Raw genomic sequence first — 18,799 nt, forward strand, 5'->3', positions numbered from 1 at the left:
CGGCCTATACCAATGCCAGATTGATCATCGTTTCGATGGACGATCCTACCCTGTGTAACGGTTGTGAGCGTGTCACTGCAATCGAAGAAACTAAGCTTGCGGCGCTTAAAGGCTCTGCACCTAAGCACTTTAGTTTCACAGTGCCTAATGATGCCACTCGTGTCATGGTTGAGATCCCTGCAGGTTATGGCAGTACCCTTCAAGGAGGGCCTGATCCGGATCTGTATGTTAGCCGTGATATCATTCCGACGACCTCAGTTGCCGATTGTAAGCCCTTTGCAGCGCCGGGGTTAAGAGAAGTTTGTGAATTTACTGGGGCCGACCTCGGTGGCACTTATAATATCATGATCGATGCATTTCTCGACTACAGTGAGGTGACACTTAAAGCCGTTTATGATCATCCTGTAAGCGCTAATGCGCTGCCAACGGCTCAAGCCAACGGACCCTACTCGGCAACCTTGGGCGCAGGCATCAATTTCTCAAGTAATGGATCAGTAGATTCAGACGGTTCGATTGTCAGCTACAGTTGGGATTTTGGTGACGGCAATACCAGTAATCAAGCCAATCCTGTTCATACCTACGGATCTGCTGCGACATTTAGTGTGACCCTGACAGTTACCGACGATCTCGGTGGTATAGGCAGCGTAGCCACGACGGTGGTCATCAGCAACTCAGGTCTTGTGGAGCTGAAAAATGCTCTACCTCAGTCAGGAATCTCGGCGAACACAGGTGACTTTGCTAAGTTTTTCATCAATGTCCCTGCTGGAGCGACCAATCTTGTGATCAAGATAAGCGGTGGCAGCGGTGATGCCGATCTCTATACTCAATCTGGCGCAGAGCCCACCGATAGCAGTTACGTATGTAGACCTTATGTGGGGGCAACAGTGAGACTTGTACTGAAACCGCTCCGGCAGAAGGACTCTGGTACGTGAATCTTAAGGCCTACAGTACCTTTGCCGATGTGACCGTGGTGGCAAGTTTTGATAGCGGAACGGCTAATGCCGCGCCGATTGCCAATGCCAATGGTGGCTATGCGGGCTATGCGGGCTATGCGGGCAATGTGGCTCAAGCTATTAGTTTCTCAAGTCAAGGCTCTAGTGATGCTGATGGGACAATAGCGAGTTATGAGTGGAATTTCGGTGACGGCAGTGTCAGTAGTCAAGCCAATCCAAGCCACGCATATTCGGCGGCGGGTAACTATACGGTTACCCTGACGGTTACCGATGATGGCGGCTTAAGCGATATCAGTACCACGACGGCCACTGTCAGTGCCACGCAAAATATAGCCCCCACAGCCGCGGCCAACGGACCCTATGCCGGAGATGTGAACGCTAATATTAGCTTCTCTAGTCAAGGCTCCAGTGATGCCGACGGTACTATCGCCAGCTACAGTTGGGCGTTCGGTGATGGTAGCACCAGCACTCAAGCTAACCCAAGTCATGCCTACGCAAGTTCCGGCAGCTATACAGTGTCTCTGACGGTGACCGACAATCTCGGTGCCATAGGCACCAGTGTTGCCGATGTTACAGTCTCGAGCGTACCTAGCAATGGTTTGGTTAATGCGTGTGGTACTCAAGGGGCGGTGGATTATCTTGAGGTACAATCGGCCAGCCCAATTTGTGTCACATCGGGCAGTGATATGTATTTCTACTTCTACGCCGATGGGTTGAGTAAAACCGTTATCCGTACTCAACACGGCGGCGGTGATGTGGCGCTCTATTACAGTAACTCAGGTTGGCCGAGTAGCTCATCCTATACTCAGATATCAAACACTTCAGGTAATACTGAAACGATCACGGTTAATGGGCTGGCAAATGGCTGGCACTACATCATGGTTGGCGGTAGCCATTCGGGTGTGACGCTTAAGGTCGATATGCAGTAATGTCTGTACAATACCGGTAAATCCGAAACCGGCATGGTTCACCATGCCGGTTTTTTTTACGCTATTTTTCTTGTATAAGCATAAGCCGGTGTCAATAACGGGTCAGACTGGGATCAACCTGGTCGATCCAAGCCAAGATACCTCCATTGAGATTGGTCACCTTGTTAAAACCTAGCTCAATCAGCTTGTCACATACCTTAGCGGATCGGCCCCCCAGTTTGCAGTGAAAAACCAGCTCCCGACTCGGGTCCAGCTCAGCCAAGTGAGCATCGAATTCTTGCATGGGAATAAATTGACTGCCCGCTATCATGCATATTTCCCGCTCGAAGGGTTCTCTTACATCGATAAGAATCACGTGCTTATCTTTATCCATCCAAGCCTTGAGTTCTTTGGCTTCTATCTCTTTATAGGCCTTTACCTCACTGGTGTGGGAGAGGCCACAAAATGCCTGATAGTCGATGAGCTTAGTAATGGATGGGCTATCGCCGCAGATGGGGCAGTCAGCATCTTTCATTATGGCAAGAAATTCAAAATCCAGAGCCAAGGCATCGTATAACAGCAGGCGCCCAGAGAGTGGTGTGCCGATATTGGTGATCATCTTGATGGCTTCGGTGGCTTGGATAGAGGCTATGATACTGGGTAATACACCGAGGACCCCACCTTCGGCGCAGGAGGGCACCAGACCTGGAGGGGGGGAGTAGGATAAAGGCAGCGATAGCAGGGACCGGCTTGATAATTGAATACACTGGCCTGACCGTCGAAGCGAAAGATGCTGCCGTAGATGTTAGGTTTATTGAGTAAGACGCAGGCATCATTCACCAGGTAGCGGGTAGGAAAGTTGTCTGTGCCATCTATGATAATGTCGTACTTGTCTATAATCTTGAGTGCATTGTCTGAAGTGAGGCGCTCACGATAGCCGGTTATGTTAATGTTTGGGTTGAGTCGCTCTAGACGCCGCTTAGCGCAATCGACCTTAGGTAGCCCTATGTCATCGACGGTGAACAGCACTTGTCTCTGCAGGTTTGATTCATCGACGACATCATCGTCCACTAGACCCAAATGGCCCACTCCGGCGGCGGCCAGATAGAGGGCTAATGGACATCCCAGGCCGCCAGCGCCGATGATCAGTATGCTGGCACTTTTCAGGGCTTCCTGTCCTGATATTCCTATTTCAGGTAAGAGGATATGTCGACTATAGCGACTGAGCTCATCGGCTAACAGACTGGTATCGAGCGAACTACCCCCGGCGATTGCTGGGACAATTCTCACTTCACTGCCAGCTTGGAGCTTAGTGTCCAGACCTTCTTGCTGACGTATATCCACCTTGTTGTGATATAGGTTAACAAAATTTCGTAAGTCACCTGTGTCGTCCATGATCTGAGGCTTAATATCCGGATAGCGGTTAAATAGTTCAGTGAGCGCTTCTTTTACTGTTAGGGCATCGAGTTCTATCTGCTTCTGATTGTCGGTAAATCGGCGCAGCGGGGAAGGGATCTTCATTACCATCTTCATGATTCAACCTCTATTAGCATGTCTTTTTCATCTGATTTGGGGAAGTGATCTTCATGGTTCATCCTCCATTAGAATGTCTTCTCCATCGAACTGGCTGTGATCTTCCCTGAGTTGCCAGGAGCGATAACTGTTCACCTGACCCTCTAGAACGGAGATGATGATGTAGCTCAGTCCGGGCCAGGCATGTGAGCGGTCAAATTCGGAAGGATCATGGCTATGATCTGGGTGTGAATGCACTATGCTGATGATGGCCAGTCCCTCCTCATCGGCCCTGTCCTCTGCGACTTGGTATTGCAATGGATCGATAAGGAAGCGGCGGGTCTTCTCTACTAAGGTATTATGACAGGGAAGGTAATAACTCGCCTTAGACAATGCCGTGTCTGCCTGGGTGCCTGCGATGAAACCACAGCACTCATGGGGGTAACAAGTCTTGGCATGGGCTAAGATTTGGGCCTCGATCAGTCTGCTTATTTCTATGCTCATCTAAGCTCCTCTGGTTAGTATTAGTTAACACTCTGGTTTGCCAGATACTCCAATCTGGATTCTATCGCTGCCACAAGCCTGAACTGATGTAGCGCTCTCCCAAATCACACAATAATGTGGTGATGACGCCCGAGGTCAGGCTCTGCATTAACTTCTCACTCGCGGCCAGGTAAGCACCTGAAGATTGACCCAGGAAGTAGCCATGACTCGACATTCTCAGACACATCTCCTTAGCTTCATCGGCGCTGATGTCTATCCACTCATCGACTAAGCTGGCATCAAAGATGGCAGGTATGATGTCAGCGGGATCTCCCAGAGGCTTTAATCCTTCTATGCCGGGCCAGATTTCGGGCCGAACACCGACAATGCATATGTCGCTATTGGTTTGTTTCAGGCGCTTGGCTATACCGGTTAATGAGCCACCGGTGCCGACACCACAGACGAAGTGGGTGATGGGCTCGGGACTTTGTTGAAGAAGTTCGTTAGCGGTGCCGTGAAAGTGGGCTTGGACATTGAATGGGTTGCTGTATTGATCGCAGTAGAAATACTTGTCCCTCGAATCGGCGTAAATGTCGCGTACATGGCGTAATGCCTGATCGTAACCTTCTAAAGGGTCTGTCTCGATGAGAGTCGCACCATGGGCCTGTAGACGTTGCTTACGTTCATTGCTGGCATTACCGGGAATGACGATGGTGACAGGAAAACCCAGGGTAGCGCCTATCATGCTGTAAGAGATCCCTGCATTGCCACTGCTGGAGTCGAGTATGGTTTTACCTGGTGTGAGTTCGCCAGATTCGATGGCATGTAACAGCATGGCCTTGACTGGCCTGTCTTTGAGGGAGCCTCCAGGATTTAGCCACTCGGCTTTGGCGAATAGCTTGATACGATTCGGTGTTTCGCTGAGAAAACTCAGATCCAGTAGCGGAGTATTGCCTATCAGCTCAAGCAGTGTCATGTCCATGTCTCATTATTTACTCAGACACGAATGAGTATAGTGCATGAGAATCAGAGCCTGAGTAGAAACGGCACATTGGAACTTAGGGAAAATAGGTAAAGGTTGTAGATACTCTTGGATTTTAGTATTTTGAGCAAAAAGGAATATCTGAGTCTAGGAAAAATGGGGGCGGTGAAAACCCGCTGTGATCCAGTTACGTTTTCAGATGTGTTGGCAAATTCTAAGAGCCCGATTTATCATCAGTATCTGTGTTCTCAGCTTTATCCGCATTATCAGTCTTACCCGTGGCATTAGCCGAACTCTGATCCGTTGGAGTGGTTTTTTCCTTAGCGCCGGCAGGCTTCTTGGCTCTGACATTGAGCTTGGTATCTTTACCGAACTGAGTCATTTTAAATTTAGCACTGTATTTGAGCACAGCGAGATTACTGGCTATCACGCCAATAACAAGAATGATGATGAGCCAAGTTTCAAGATCAGACATTACAGCCCTTAATCAATGTTCTCAAAGGAGTAAAACAAAGCCCATAAGGCAGGCTTTGGCTTATTTAATCCACCGCCAGTCTGGCTTCACAGATGCGGATATCTTCTGGGGTATCCACTTCTGGAGAGTCGAAGGCACTGATAGCGACCTTGATCTTATGACCATGCTCCAGCGCCCTGAGTTGCTCAAGCTTCTCAAGATCTTCTAAACGTCCTAATGGAAGTTTAGCAAAGGTAGATACAAATTTTCTGGTATAAGCATACACACCTAAATGCTTATACACAGGGTAGTCGTTGGTGTCACGACCGAAGGGAATTCGAGCACGGGAAAAATACAGTGCATTAAAATCGTTATCGAACACCATCTTCACGTGCTTAGGATCGTCGAGTTCACTCTTTTCGGTGATCTCAAAGCCTAGAGTGGCCATGCCGAACTCGCCGGGATGACGTTTAAACAGGCTGATGATCTGTTCGATTGAGATAGGATCGATCAGAGGCTGATCGCCTTGTAGGTTGACGATAAGGTCATCATCTTTCAAACCAAGCTGGGTTATGGCATCTTCAATTCTGTCTGTACCTGAAGCGGCTTCCGGGCTGGTCATTATCACTTGACCACCGAAGGCTTCTACAGCGTCCTTGATACGAACATCGTCCGTGGCCACATAGATGGAGGTCAGGCCTTTGGCTAATGATGCACGCTCAACAACATGCTGGATCATAGGCTTGCCGTTAATCGGGGCTAGTGGTTTTCCTGGAAAACGACTTGAACCATAGCGTGCCGGGATTAACAGGGTAACATTCATGGGATTTACCTATCACTTTACAATTCTAGTTCAATAGATGAGGGCTCAATTGAGCCCTCATTCGTAACATGCGCTGACACAAAGAGTGCCGTTAGCATCTCACATGAGTGCAGCATGATTACATGCGACGGTAGAGTGCCGTTAGCATCTCATCGGTGACTTTCTCTTCCCAGCTAGGGCCGTAGACATTTTCCCATAGTGGGCCCATGCTCTTAGCGACCTTAACCATTTTAGCGATAGTCTCATCAGGAAGATCTTTACAGATACCTTTAGGGATGGTGATGTTATGTTTTTCTATCATGGTGCGGAACTCTGCAACCCCTTGAGGGTAGAAGTCTTCGAGTACATCGAAGGCAATACAGTTACCGATACCGTGATGATAACCCAGTACATAACCTAAGCCGTAAGATACGGCATGGCAAGCACCGACCTGACTATAGGCTATGCTCATGCCGCCCATGTATGAGGCCATCATCAACTTATCATCTTTCTCTGCATGATCGTCGATATAGACTTGACGACAAAGATCCATAGATTTTTCAGCGAAGGCTTTAGCAAATTCGTTGAGGAAAGTGCCCTGTAGCGATTCAACACAATGGATAAAGCAGTCCATACCCGTATAGAACCATTGATCTTTTTCGACACCGGCGATAAGTTCAGAGTCCATAATGATCTGATCGAATACCGTGTGATCTGAGTTCAGACCCAGTTTACGCACCGGACCACACAGCACAGCTGTGCGTGATGCTTCGGCGCCGGTACCCGAAATCGTCGGGATACCGATATGATGAATCGCCGGATTCTTGATAAGATCCCAACCTTGATACATGGCGCTGCCACCTGGGTTGGTTAGCATCAAAGACACTGCCTTGGCTAAATCCAGAGTCGAACCACCACCCAGACCTACGACGCTCACAGGAAGCTTGCCGTTGAAGGCTTGCACCTGTTCGGTGAGGGCATCGACTTGCTTAGTCGATGGCTCTTCGTCAACGTTAACATAGATAAGTAGATCATGGCCTTTAACGGGAACGCGAGCCGCTAGTGGCTTGTCCTGATGGACATCATCCACAAGAAAGACCACGAAATCATCTTCACTCTTACGCTCTTCGCCCAATACTTTATCGAGGTCGACGAATGAACCACGTCCAAAAATCATTTTAGGTACGCATTTGAAATTCTTAAAACTCATTACAACATTCTCCGTTGAAATGTGAAATTGCGCCTAGATTGAAGGCGCAATAAAAAATATGGGTCAATGCTATTTAAGCAAAGGCTTTCTTAATGTTCTCGATACGCTGGGCAATCTCTTCCTCAGTCCAGGAGAGTTTAATCAACATAGAGATGGTCTTGCTCATGATGGCATCAGACTTAGGCACCGACACTTTAGTATAGTCAGGACGGTCGTCGATTAATGTGATCGGCAGGGCAGAGCAAGATTTAAGCTCTTGAATGTGCTTCCAATTGTTCAGGTAGTGCCAGTTGTTGATATACCAGTAAAAACAACCGTCTACGCCATTTCCGGCTAATTTTTTGTTGATCTCTATGGTGCGCTCTTCAGTTGGCATCATAAAGGTCAGGAAGCCAGCCGAGTCGCCCTCTGCATCGGGAAGTTCACGGAACGTCACTTCGGCGATGTCGCCCATGGCATCCTTGATGATCTTCTTATGCTTACGCTGGATCTCTATGATGGTATCAAGCTTACGCAATTGCGCCAGGCCCATAGCCGAGTTCAGCTCAGAGATACGGAAGTTAAGACCCATGATTGGATGGTCTTCGGCGCCGCGGTCGTTGCCCACATGGTCGTGGCCATGATCAGAGAACATATGCGTGTGGTTATAGATGGTGTCGCTGTTAGTGATAACGGCTCCGCCTTCACCACAGGTGATGGTCTTAACCGAGTCGAAAGAGTAACAGCCTACATCACCGATGGTGCCTAGAGCTTGACCCTTGTAGGTGCCGCCGATAGCCTGACAGGCATCTTCCAGCAAAACCAGATCATGCTTATCACAGATGGCCTTAATTTCGTCCATCTTGCCCATAGAACCACACATGTGCACTAAGTTAACTGCTTTAGTACGCGGGGTGATCGCCGCTTCGATGCCTTCAGGAGATAGACAAAGCGTCTCATCTATTTCGGCAAAAACAGGGACTGCACCAGCCATAAATACAGCTTCTACAGAGGCGACGAATGTAAATGGAGGCACGATAACCTCATCGCCCGCACCAATACCCGCTGCGGCAAGGGCTGTTTGTAGGGCTGCTGTACCGCTTGAAAGAAGGTGAGCGTGTTTCACATTCATCTTCTCACACAGTAACTGCTCCATCTCACGCGTTTTCCAACGGTCATTACGCATATGATCAAAGTTATAACGGAAGGTAAAACCGTTCTCCATTACGTCTGCAACTTCTTGCTTCTCTTCAGGACCAAATAATTCAAAACCGGGCATGGAAATTTCCTTAGAATTCGCTGCGCTTATCTGCGCGAGATATAAATCATAACTGAAAGATTATAACTGGGTTAGCCGGAAAACTGCGATGTTTATTAAGGATTATTTATCTAAAAAAGCAAGATATTGGAGAGATAGGGCAAAGCGTGTACATCCAGCCCCTAAATTTTAACGAGTTTAAGGGCTGGTACGGTCAAGTTAGTCGATTTCAGGTTTATATTGTTCGTTATCGACCGTGACATCAAGATCTGACAGTAAGCCATTTTCGACACTGTAAATCCAGCCGTGAACGGAGACATTTTGTCCTCGTTCCCAGGCATCCTGAACGATATTGGTGCTACTGACATTGCCGACTTGCTCGATGACGTTGAGTTCACAGAGACGATCGAATTTCTCTTGTTCATCGAGTTTATTGAGTTCTTCACTATGAAGACGGTGGATATCTCTGATGTGCCCGAGCCAGTTATCGATGAGTCCGAGTCTCTGCTTACCCATGGAGGCTTTCACGCCGCCACAGCCATAGTGGCCGACAACCATTATGTGTTTCACTTTTAGCACTTCGACCGCATATTGAAGTACAGATAAACAATTAAGATCCGTGTGGATCACCATGTTGGCGATATTGCGGTGAACGAAGACTTCCCCAGGCATAAGGTCGATAATTTGATTCGACGGAACTCGGCTGTCCGAGCAGCCAATCCACAAATATTCAGGATTTTGCTGCTTCGCCAACTGCTCAAAAAAATCAGGCTTCTCTTGTACGATACGTTCGGCCCAACGGCGATTATTGTCAAATAGGGGTTTTAGTATTTTCATTTATTCACTGAAATTAAGTAATTAAGAGTCGGTTGTGACGAAAATGCATTCTAGCATCGTTTGTTCACTTTGGTGGTCTACTCAGTAAGGTACAAGGTGAACATTAATTAACGATTAACAGACTATTTTACGCGCTTAGCGAGAAACTTATCTAATTCACCATTGACAAAATCTGGCTGTTCCAGACTCGAGATATGACCGGCCTTGGGAATATTGATAAATTCACTGCCATCGATGGCATCGTGCATTAAATAGCTTTCTAACACAGGTCGTACTGTGTCTTCTAGTCCCGTCATGATTAAGCAAGGTGAGATCAATTTATTGATATCATCCATAGTGTCACGGCGTCCGAAGATAATCTTACCTAATCGACAAATACTCTCGATACGCCCGGGTTCTATATCGGCGAGAGACTGTTTAAATGTGTTAAATAACTCTGGATTATCAAGCTCAACGTTTTTGGCGAAATAAAGTGGGGCTATCTGCTCGATAAGCGGCGCAGGAACACTTTGGGTCTCTTTGATGATATCCAGCATAGCGTAATACTTAGCTCTGGCGACCTCAGGCTCATAGCCTATGAAGCAGTTCATCATGACGAGTGCCTTAACACGAGTCGGCGCAATTAATGCCAGCTCTGCACCCCACATACCACCGACAGATAAGCCAATCACAGAAAAATCGTCTATTGATAAGCTATCCATCAACTGCAGCATCTGCTGACTGATATCTCGTAATGAGTGGGTCGACTCAGGAAGAGTGTCTGACTCACCGTGTCCCCATAGGTCGGGCACAACACAACGATACTGTTTCGACAGATGCTCAATTTGAGGAGCCCACATCTTAGAATCCCAAAGATAACTATGGCCGAATAATAGTACCGGACCTGTGCCTATATCTAAGTAACTAAGACTCTTGTTATCTATGGTTATCTGCTTTCTTGCGGATGAAAAATTCATATTTCCTGCTGTGATTATTGGTAATGAGAGTTCGATTTTCATTAGGTGTAACTAAGTCCGTGGCGTTAATTTCGCCGCGTTTACTCGGTAGTGCTTACTTGGGCTCACCTACTCGGGAGGCGGCGCAACCTTAAACACATATTCTTGTGTTAAAGCTGGCAGGCGTGACAATATCTCATCTTTAAATATGATGTTTGAGTCTATGAGTGTCTGTCTTAAACCTTCGATATCGAAATTGCTTAAGATGCCGTTGGATACCGGGTAATAGCTCAAGTGCCAGGGCTCTGGGCTGACGCCACTTAATCCTTGTTGAAAAGGAAAATAAAAGCCAAATTCAGCGGCATGCTCTAGCAACCAGAGGTAAAGATTGGCACAAGGCCCCCCGGTGAGTATTCGGCGGTCACCAGTTTTAAATCTTCTTGTTTGATACCAGTAGCATCAAAGACATCGAGATCTGTGCCCCAGTGGTGGCGTGAGGCACCGGGCAGTGCTGACCAGAGCAAGATCAGATCTATGATCTCATCGGGTGATTTACCTTCAAGGTTAACCGCTCGCGACTTAAGGTCAAGAACAGGCCGTTTACCACTGGCCTTGGAGTTCCAAATCTTAACTTGTCTTTTGAAATCACGGTAACCGGAGCAGAGCTGGAGTGTTACTCCATAACAGTCGGCGGCGCGGGCCATCTCTATGAACGCATCTCGTGTTCTACGTTCGAGTCTATGACCTTGATGTTCTACTAAGTGATTCGAATTAAGGCCATAAGCCGCCTTGGAATTTAGCAAAGTAATTTCTCCAATATCACTTCATAACAAAGCGCGAGTTGTTCGATATCATCCACTTTAACGCACTCATTCACTTTGTGAATCGTGGCATTAACCGGGCCAAGCTCTATCACTTGTGCGCCAGTAGGGGCGATGAAGCGTCCATCTGAGGTGCCACCTGTGGTTTGTGGATCGGTATCAGTTCCCGTGACTTGCTTGATTGCTGCTTTGGTCGCATCGAGCAGAGGCCCATCACCGGTGAGAAATGGCAGGCCGTTATAAATCCAGCTGATATCGTACTCTAACCCGTGAGCATCTAAAATATTGAGCACGCGTTGGATAAGGATCTCGGCGGTGACCTCGGTGGAATATCGGAAGTTAAACATGACTTCTAATGCCCCGGGGATCACATTTGATGCGCCTGTGCCACCATTGATATTGGCTATCTGGAAGCTGGTGGGGGGAAGTATTCATTGCCCTTATCCCAATGCATCTTGGCCAACTCATCTAAGGCTGGCATCGCCTTATGAATTGGATTGTCCGCAAGGTGAGGGTAGGCCACATGGCCCTGAATGCCATTGACGGTTAAGTTACCCGTGAGGCTACCTCGGCGACCATTCTTGACGATATCACCTAGCTTATGAGTCGATGATGGCTCACCGACCAGAGACCAGGTGATCTTCTCATTACGGGCCTCTAAGGTGTCTATGACGCGAGTGGTGCCGTTGATGAAAGGTCCCTCTTCGTCACTGGTGATCAAGAAGGCGATGGAGCCCTTATGATCCGGGTTTTTCTCGACGAAACGCTCTGTCGCAACTAACATGGCGGCGAGCGAGCCCTTCATATCGGCGGCGCCGCGTCCGTGCAGATAACCATCAATAACGACTGGATCGAATGGCGGCGTGTGCCAACGATTGAGATCGCCCACAGGCACCACATCGGTATGACCTGCGAAGCAAAACAGCGGCTTTTCGGTGCCGCGTCTGGCCCACATGTTGGTGGTGTCTTCGAACACCATAGGTTCAATGTCGAAACCGGCCTTAGCCAATCTGTCGGCCATTAATTGCTGACAGCCTTCATCCAGTGGTGTGACAGAGGGGCGAGAGATAAGGTCTTGTGCCAGCGTTAATACATCCTGACTCATAGGTTAAACCAGGCTTGGTATTCGGCTTCTTTAAAACCAACTTGTACCTTATCTGCGGCAACTAATACGGGCCTCTTGATCAACGTAGGGTGGGCAAGCATTAGCTCGATGGCCTTATTCTGATCGATATCAGACTTGTCGGCATCCGACAAATTTCTAAAACTGGTGCTGCGTTTGTTGAACAAGGTTTCCCAGCCCGCCATGGCGACCCAGCTAGTCAGCTGGTCTTTGTCGAGTCCATCTTCGCGAAAGTCATGAAAAGTCACTTGAGGTTGGTTAGCCTGAAGCCATTTTCTGGCTTTACGTACGGTATCGCAGTTTTTTATGCCGTAGAGGATCAAGGTGGTTACTCCATTTAAAAAGCAGATGTTCATGCCGATTGTTACTCATGCCAATGTTACTCATGTAAGTGAGCAGGTTAACTCACCAGATGCATGAATTGTTATTTGCACGCATTGTGGCATTGCCATGCAAAGGACTCAAGCATCTAGTGCGCTTACGAGTAAATAGCATAAACAAGGTTAATATTTTATCGAAATTAGCTCAGTGAGCAGTAAATGCCTAGGGTCATTCTGTTAAATCTAGGATTCATATCATTATGCTGAGCCTTAGGGATTTCTAAGGTAGCAGCACGTTTAGGTGATGGCATTTCATTACTGAGAGTAAATGAACCGCTCATGGGTGCTGGATTATTTCCTTTAAAAATCTATTTTAGAAAAATACTTCTCTTTTGACTTAAGCAAAAACTAGCCTTGAGCTGTATTGATACACAATGATATTCTGATTTATAAAAAATCAAACCACTATTGCCAAAACTAAATTCACGCTTTATTATTGAGATACAAAAAAGTGGTGTAAATTCAGTAAGATGAAAGTATGCGTTCAAGTCCTACTCAGATAATAGGACGTGAAAACGCGCAACTGAGTTTTGTCCGAAAGTGTATTGGATACAATCTGCTTGTTGTTAAAGTAATGAACTGTTTTTAATGTATTTTTAAGACTGATTTTTGTGCACTCTTTCCCAAGAGACATTGGCGAAACCCGCTTGCCGTATACTAAAATGATATTTATAATCGAGTATTAGGTCAAATGAAAAGTAAATTGTTATTAAGCTCCTTAATTTTATTATGTGCATGTAAACCAACCCCATACGTTAGTAAAACTTCGCAGTCAGATATTAATAAATATTTTGAAAAACAAGTTATAAAACCTCAAGGTGGGGAAGTTGAACACATTAAATATGGAAAAATGGCCGCTACTCAAGAGCCATATGCGACAGACTATAATGAATGCCAAAATCAATCTTTTTTAGGTAAATTCTTTATGTTTGGCGAATTAAAAATTTCCGATCCGAAAAAATTATATCAGTATTCAATGGATAGTTTAATGTATCAACTTGCATTTAGTTTTCCAGAGTTAGGTCTAAGCGACATTACTACTAACCCAATATTCGAAGATAAAGAATTCAAACGTACATTAGATGAAATTAACCTTTTAACCAGCAAAGCATTAATTTGCGTTGAAAATAAAGGTTGGATTTATTTAAGCCAAAAGAAAAGTGAGAAATAAATATCAACCTGTTAACAGGGTGATATTTTGCTTCGAGGCACTAGTAATTGAAATTTGAAGCCACATTAAAAAGTGCTTCACTGCTAGGAGTAATCCATGTGGTCGCAGGCATGGCAACCCTTTTTACATCACTAGCACTAGAAATAAGTCAAGGAGCAGGGGTTTTTATTGGCTTACTTTATGGCTTGGTGATGTCAGTGACTTCTTACATTTGGGTAATAGGCTTTCCTTTTAACCTGAATAGCGTAAAAAGAATGTTTTGTTGGTGGTTATGCGGTGGTGGTTTATTGGCTTTAGGTGGTTTAGTATCGAATATTTGGTCATAAATATGGAACAATCAGGACACTCATAGTTATTCTCACCTTGCTTTGCACTGATAAACCTAGAATTTCAGACAGGCTGCCGTCTTCGATTAACGCCACTATAAATGCGCTTTATCTGTTGGCCGTTTGCTGCTTTATCTTAGTGTCTTTCCCGTGAGCGTAGCGTTCTCTTTTTCTTAGCCCATATTCCGTGAGCGCAGCGTTCTGTAAGAGAAGCGTTCGTCACATGGTGAATTTTTCTAGGTCGAAGCGGGCTTAGTTCCCCTTCACTGGGTTTAACTCCTGTGAAGGGGATATGACACTAGCGAAGGGAGTTTAGAGCACGACAGTGAAGATGACATCCTTGCCGGCTTCGATGGAGCCTTGCCTTTTATCCAATGATTGAATATCTTCCATGTTGGCGAGGACGACCGGAGTCAGTAGACTCTCGACTTGTTCTTTGAGATAACCGATATCAAACTCTAAGATGGGCTCTCCCATTTTGACTTCCTGGCCTTCTTCAGCCAAACGCTTGAAGCCATTGCCTCGTAATTCCACCGTGCCCACTCCAAAATGAACGAAGAGTTCCAGCCCTTGCGGCGATTCAATGCTGAATGCGTGGTTGGTTTCGAATATTTTTCCTATGGTGCCATCGATTGGTGCGACGATCTGTTTGCCCTTAGGGTTGATGGCTAACCCGTCGCCGACAATTTTCTCGGCAAATACCACATCGGGTACTTTTTCAATTGGGACTATCTCGCCTGATACGGGGGCATACACATCTATGCCTCCAACTAGGTCGGTTTGCCCGGACATTAATCGTCTGATACGGCTTAAAAAACCCATTTATTATCCCCTAGTATAATTTCTATCTTATTGTTATTACTCTTGTCATCACCAGCATACTGAATAATATCAGCTAGTAACAGTGTGACACATAATCATTTAATTCATCTAATCTTTGTATCGATAATGCCTGTTGGCTCCATTTCTGATAGGTAGCAAGAGTGTGATTGCACAGTGAAGATTTAAGCTCCAGCAAGGAGGACGGACTGACACTGAGCTCATCTAATCCCATGCCGACCAGAATGCCAGCGACATTGGGATTCGTGGCGAGTTCACCGCACAGAGAAATAGGGACCCCGGCTGGCTTAGCCGTGTTAATCGTCATCTTGATGAGTGTCAAAATGGCCGGTGAAAGTGAAGGGTAAGCCTTAGTTAACGCCGGATTAGTTCGGTCTGCCGCCATGGTATATTGGGTGAGGTCATTAGTTCCTATGCTGATAAAGTCGAGTCTGGGAAGCATAGATGACAGGTTTAGTACCGCAGCTGGCGTCTCTATTACTATGCCATAACTGAGATCGCCATATCCTCGCTCCTCGTCTACCAGTTCTGTCTTACACTCTTCTATGATGTCGAAAATCTTGTCCAGCTCTTCCACTTGATTGACCATGGGAAACATTAATCTGATCTGACCATGGTTGGCAGCCCTGAGTACGGCTTTCAATTGAACTTTGAGCAGTTCAGGGTGAGCGAGTGAATATCTGGCACCACGAAAACCCAGTGCCGGGTTGTCTTCTGGTGGCAGGGACAGACAGGGAAGCTCTTTATCTGCACCGATATCTAAGGTTCTTATGGTGAAAGTTTTACCATCTAACAGCTGCAGCGCATCACAATATAGTCTGTATTGCACTTCTTCCGTCGGCATCTCACTGGCGTTCATCAACATAAACTCGGTGCGAAATAAGCCAATGCCATCGGCGCCAGCATCGGATAAATGACCTATCTCGCTTAAGCATCCCACATTGGCTAACAGGGCGACTCTGTGAGAGTCTTTGGTGACCATAGGCTGGTCTTTGTATTTGAGTAGCTGAGCTTTTCTTAATGTGTCATGTTTACCGAGCTGTGTAAGCTGCTCAAGAACATCTGAGTTAGGGGTTATATGCACATTGCCTGATAGGGCATCGAGAGCCACCGTTTGATCATCTTTGAGAGTCTCATTTCCTTTGATTAGGTCAAAATCACAACTGAGTAAGGCCGGGATCCCGGCGCTTCTGGCTAGGATGGCGGTATGGCTAGTGAGGCCGCCGGTTTTGAGCACTATGCCGTTAATCTTATCCAGGGGCAGTGTGGCAAACTCGGCTGGAGTGAGATCATAAGCGAATAGTATCGTTGGCCCATTGAGGTTTTGCAGATCATGTTTGATGTTACCGTTGATGGCCGATATCAAACGACTGCCCAGACACGCTATATCTTGAGCTCGATCTGCAAGATAAATGTCTTCCATGGCTCTTAGTTGATTCGCATGTTGAGTGAAAATACGCTCCACTGCGACACTGGCGGTAAATTGCTGGTCGGCAATTGATGTCTGTAATTGCGAGATAAGTTCATCATCTTCTAGCAGTAAGATATCGGCCTCGATTAACTGATAATTCTCACAATCCTGGCTTAAACTTTGTAAGCTGATAGTCAATGAGGTGACAAACTGGGCTATCGCTGTGGAGAGCTTGGCTTGCTCGGCTGGAATTTGCTCTAAGGCTAATACCCGATAATCCAGTGCGGTGTTGTGTTGCTTAAGTATTCTGGATTGACCGAAGGCGATACCCGATGACACAACAATTCCCGAAATGGACATACTGTTTTCCTATGAACGAATGACTTGATGATGTTTCACATCTTTTAGCTGAGCGTGATTAAAAGCTCTGAGACTCTCTCAACGGCTTGCTCTGCTTCTTCACCTTCGGCAAATACTCTGACAGTGACGCCATTATATAAGCCTAACGTTTGCAGTTTAAACAAGCTCTTGGCACTGGCTTGCCTGCCGTTGCACTCAACTAAGACATCACATGCATAGGTCTTGGCTTCTTTAACAAGCAATGCTGCGGGTCTGGTATGAATACCATGGGTAGCCGTTATAGTGACTGATTTTTCGTACATAGCAAGAACTCTTAAAATTGGATTGGTATTAATATTCGGTAATGATAAAGTTCTTTTTCTTTAATGCTGTGATGGCTTTCTCGAGTTTGTCTTTTTTTACTAAAATATAATCGGTATCGAAGGTTGAGATGGCAAATATACTGATCTCAGCATCTGCAAGAGTGCCGGAAACACTGGAGAGAATCCCTGTCATGGAGAAGCCCAATGGACCCATCACTTCGAAGCAGCGCCAACCTCTTTCCTCTTCTATGCTGTCTAGCAGCAAATGTGTAGGCACTACAACGGATAGCTCATCCTTGGTTTTTCCCACAAAAAACATCTCTTGTTGAAAAATTTCTGGGGCTATAGGCGCATCGGGGCTGAAGCTATGTATGCTGTAGAGTTGAGAATGAACTGCTAACGTCATCCGCGCCATGATTATCCGTTACCTAATATTTTTGAAATTAGAGTCAGTAGCTTAGCATAGTTATTTGGGGCAAAGCTTTGCAAAATTATGCTTTATTTAATTATGTTAAATCACTAGGATTTGCTTGTTCAATAAGGGAGCTATCGGCTCCTGTATTGAACAAGTATAGATGTGTAAACTTTGAATGAGATTAACGTTTTTGTAACATCTTCGCTCATAGTTTGTTGAGATACTGCCGAGCAGCAGTTACTTTTAATGACGGCATTAAACGCGAGCAGCTGAATTTGAACGACGACACCTCTAAATATCTATTAATAAGCGTAAATGTAAAAGATTTTACCTTAGTCTGAAGAGATATCTTGCTGTTATACCAATCGGTAGTCGTTTTAAAGTGTAACTTTTAGTGTCTTTTTTCGAGATATTAGCAATAACCTCAGGGTATTATTCATTTTTTCGTCATCATGAGTAAATTTTAAAAAATCATTTAAATTCAGTGCCTTATCGTCATGTTTGAATGTTTTCTTATATTATACCTGTTAATTTATTGTTTTCACTTTGATTTTTTTGCTGATTGGGCGCAAAATTAATTATTATTCTTTTTGGGTTGGCCTCATGACTACAACACCCACTGTTATCACATCCGATGACATATTAATCAAACTTTGTAATTCAGTTTCCCATGTATTATCCAGTACCACGGCAAGCCAGGTCACACATGCTGCTATGGTGCAGAGTATTACCCGCACTTGTCTCAAACCCGATCTCGGTTGTTTCTCTATTTTTGATGGGGGCTTCTCGGGATTAGTTGTGATTAATTTCTCGGCCCCTGCAGCCATCGAGATTTATCGCTCTTACATGAAACAGATGGGTATGCCGGAATCTGAGCTGGCTTTTTCTCATACATCCGATGAAGTCGGTGATGTATTGAGTGAATTAATGAACCAGATCTTGGGCGACTTTATCAGTAAGGTGAACAAACAACTACAGACTTCTATTAACCAGAGTCAGCCAAAAATGCTGACCATCAATAAAGAGCTAACTATCTCCATCGATACCAATTTAGACGAGGCTGTGGCGAGAAGAGTATCGTTCCGAACTCAGAGCAATCATATATTCTATCTTGAGTTTGCCATGGACAAGACTGAGTTTATTAAGCTTAAAGATTTCGATGCCGAAGAGGAGTTTGATCCTGATGATCTATTGGCTGAGCATGGACATAACCACAAGGCTAAGTCTCAGGTTTCTCCCTTAGTTCAGGTAATGGATAATAAGCCGATGGCTGATGAAGCAGATGATCTGCTCAATGAACTAGGACTTTAATGGCTTTTTATTGAAGCGCAATCAGG

The 18,799-nt window shown here is 45.8% G+C and carries 19 protein-coding genes and 3 pseudogenes; 5 read left to right on the forward strand and 17 right to left on the reverse strand.

Features of this window, described 5'->3' with window-relative positions; translation table 11 throughout:
- Positions 1–35 precede the first annotated feature (35 nt).
- The gene (locus tag FM037_RS29410) at positions 36–932 is read left to right on the forward strand and encodes a PKD domain-containing protein (protein ID WP_229381167.1); all 897 of its coding nucleotides are present in this window, start codon (positions 36–38) and stop codon (positions 930–932) included.
- Positions 929–1,882, forward strand: coding sequence for a PKD domain-containing protein (locus FM037_RS29415; RefSeq protein WP_229381168.1), 954 nt, complete (start codon positions 929–931; stop codon positions 1,880–1,882). The genes FM037_RS29410 and FM037_RS29415 overlap by 4 nt, the downstream gene beginning before the upstream one ends.
- A gap of 91 nt (positions 1,883–1,973) precedes the next feature.
- Here the strand turns inward: FM037_RS29415 and FM037_RS29420 are convergent, their stop codons facing one another.
- From FM037_RS29420 to FM037_RS12480, 13 genes and pseudogenes are all read right to left on the reverse strand, one after another.
- The gene (locus FM037_RS29420; protein ID WP_407695662.1) at positions 1,974–2,396 is read right to left on the reverse strand and encodes a rhodanese-like domain-containing protein; all 423 of its coding nucleotides are present in this window, start codon (positions 2,394–2,396) and stop codon (positions 1,974–1,976) included.
- A 39-nt stretch (positions 2,397–2,435) separates the two neighbouring features.
- Positions 2,436–3,394: pseudogene (gene moeB, locus FM037_RS29425) on the reverse strand (molybdopterin-synthase adenylyltransferase MoeB); the annotation flags it as partial.
- A 51-nt stretch (positions 3,395–3,445) separates the two neighbouring features.
- The gene (locus FM037_RS12430) at positions 3,446–3,877 is read right to left on the reverse strand and encodes a Mov34/MPN/PAD-1 family protein (protein ID WP_144046263.1); all 432 of its coding nucleotides are present in this window, start codon (positions 3,875–3,877) and stop codon (positions 3,446–3,448) included.
- Between the two features lie 61 nt (positions 3,878–3,938).
- A complete protein-coding gene (locus tag FM037_RS12435) occupies positions 3,939–4,832 on the reverse strand; it encodes a PLP-dependent cysteine synthase family protein (RefSeq protein WP_144046264.1) in 894 nt (297 codons plus the stop codon).
- Between the two features lie 220 nt (positions 4,833–5,052).
- Positions 5,053–5,313: a DUF2897 family protein gene (locus tag FM037_RS12440; RefSeq protein WP_144046265.1), complete on the reverse strand. Its 261-nt coding sequence runs from the start codon at positions 5,311–5,313 to the stop codon at positions 5,053–5,055.
- A gap of 64 nt (positions 5,314–5,377) precedes the next feature.
- Positions 5,378–6,115 (reverse strand): 8-amino-3,8-dideoxy-manno-octulosonate cytidylyltransferase KdsB, encoded by a 738-nt coding sequence (gene kdsB / locus FM037_RS12445; RefSeq protein WP_144046266.1) that lies wholly within the window; start codon positions 6,113–6,115, stop codon positions 5,378–5,380.
- Between the two features lie 118 nt (positions 6,116–6,233).
- The gene (kdnB, locus tag FM037_RS12450) at positions 6,234–7,304 is read right to left on the reverse strand and encodes a 3-deoxy-alpha-D-manno-octulosonate 8-oxidase KdnB (protein WP_144046267.1); all 1,071 of its coding nucleotides are present in this window, start codon (positions 7,302–7,304) and stop codon (positions 6,234–6,236) included.
- Between the two features lie 73 nt (positions 7,305–7,377).
- Entirely contained in the window at positions 7,378–8,562 is a 1,185-nt protein-coding gene (gene kdnA, locus FM037_RS12455) for an 8-amino-3,8-dideoxy-alpha-D-manno-octulosonate transaminase KdnA (RefSeq protein ID WP_144046268.1), read from the reverse strand.
- Positions 8,563–8,760: 198 nt separating this feature from the next.
- The gene (gene can / locus FM037_RS12460; protein ID WP_144046269.1) at positions 8,761–9,378 is read right to left on the reverse strand and encodes a carbonate dehydratase; all 618 of its coding nucleotides are present in this window, start codon (positions 9,376–9,378) and stop codon (positions 8,761–8,763) included.
- 122 nt (positions 9,379–9,500) lie between these two features.
- Positions 9,501–10,334 carry an alpha/beta fold hydrolase gene (locus tag FM037_RS12465; protein WP_144046270.1) on the reverse strand — a complete coding sequence of 278 codons (834 nt, stop codon included), beginning with the start codon at positions 10,332–10,334 and terminating at the stop codon, positions 9,501–9,503.
- A gap of 108 nt (positions 10,335–10,442) precedes the next feature.
- Positions 10,443–11,116 (reverse strand): annotated as a pseudogene (locus FM037_RS30405) (M15 family metallopeptidase).
- A pseudogene (dapE, locus tag FM037_RS12475) lies at positions 11,110–12,239 on the reverse strand (succinyl-diaminopimelate desuccinylase). The pseudogenes FM037_RS30405 and dapE overlap by 7 nt, the downstream one beginning before the upstream one ends.
- Entirely contained in the window at positions 12,236–12,613 is a 378-nt protein-coding gene (locus tag FM037_RS12480) for an ArsC family reductase (RefSeq protein WP_144046271.1), read from the reverse strand. Before FM037_RS12480 ends, dapE begins: the two are co-directional and overlap by 4 nt.
- A 715-nt stretch (positions 12,614–13,328) precedes the next feature.
- On the opposite strand from FM037_RS12480, the gene FM037_RS12485 reads away from it, so the two are divergent.
- Entirely contained in the window at positions 13,329–13,808 is a 480-nt protein-coding gene (locus FM037_RS12485; protein ID WP_144046272.1) for a hypothetical protein, read from the forward strand.
- 47 nt (positions 13,809–13,855) lie between these two features.
- A complete protein-coding gene (locus tag FM037_RS12490) occupies positions 13,856–14,134 on the forward strand; it encodes a hypothetical protein (protein WP_144046273.1) in 279 nt (92 codons plus the stop codon).
- Between the two features lie 312 nt (positions 14,135–14,446).
- On the opposite strand, the gene crr is transcribed toward FM037_RS12490, so the two are convergent.
- From crr to FM037_RS12510, 4 genes are all read right to left on the reverse strand, one after another.
- Complete coding sequence (gene crr, locus FM037_RS12495; protein WP_144046274.1) at positions 14,447–14,956, reverse strand: PTS glucose transporter subunit IIA; 510 nt, start codon at positions 14,954–14,956, stop codon at positions 14,447–14,449.
- Positions 14,957–15,029: 73 nt separating this feature from the next.
- Positions 15,030–16,745, reverse strand: coding sequence for a phosphoenolpyruvate--protein phosphotransferase (gene ptsP, locus FM037_RS12500; protein ID WP_144046275.1), 1,716 nt, complete (start codon positions 16,743–16,745; stop codon positions 15,030–15,032).
- Between the two features lie 44 nt (positions 16,746–16,789).
- A complete protein-coding gene (locus FM037_RS12505) occupies positions 16,790–17,047 on the reverse strand; it encodes an HPr family phosphocarrier protein (protein WP_144046276.1) in 258 nt (85 codons plus the stop codon).
- Positions 17,048–17,075: 28 nt separating this feature from the next.
- Positions 17,076–17,462 carry an ACT domain-containing protein gene (locus FM037_RS12510; protein WP_144046277.1) on the reverse strand — a complete coding sequence of 129 codons (387 nt, stop codon included), beginning with the start codon at positions 17,460–17,462 and terminating at the stop codon, positions 17,076–17,078.
- A gap of 603 nt (positions 17,463–18,065) precedes the next feature.
- On the opposite strand from FM037_RS12510, the gene FM037_RS12515 reads away from it, so the two are divergent.
- Positions 18,066–18,773 carry a DUF3334 family protein gene (locus FM037_RS12515; protein ID WP_144046278.1) on the forward strand — a complete coding sequence of 236 codons (708 nt, stop codon included), beginning with the start codon at positions 18,066–18,068 and terminating at the stop codon, positions 18,771–18,773.
- The last annotated feature ends 26 nt before the right edge of the window (positions 18,774–18,799 follow it).

This window comes from Shewanella psychropiezotolerans (assembly GCF_007197555.1).
In the GTDB taxonomy this organism is placed as follows: domain Bacteria; phylum Pseudomonadota; class Gammaproteobacteria; order Enterobacterales; family Shewanellaceae; genus Shewanella; species Shewanella psychropiezotolerans.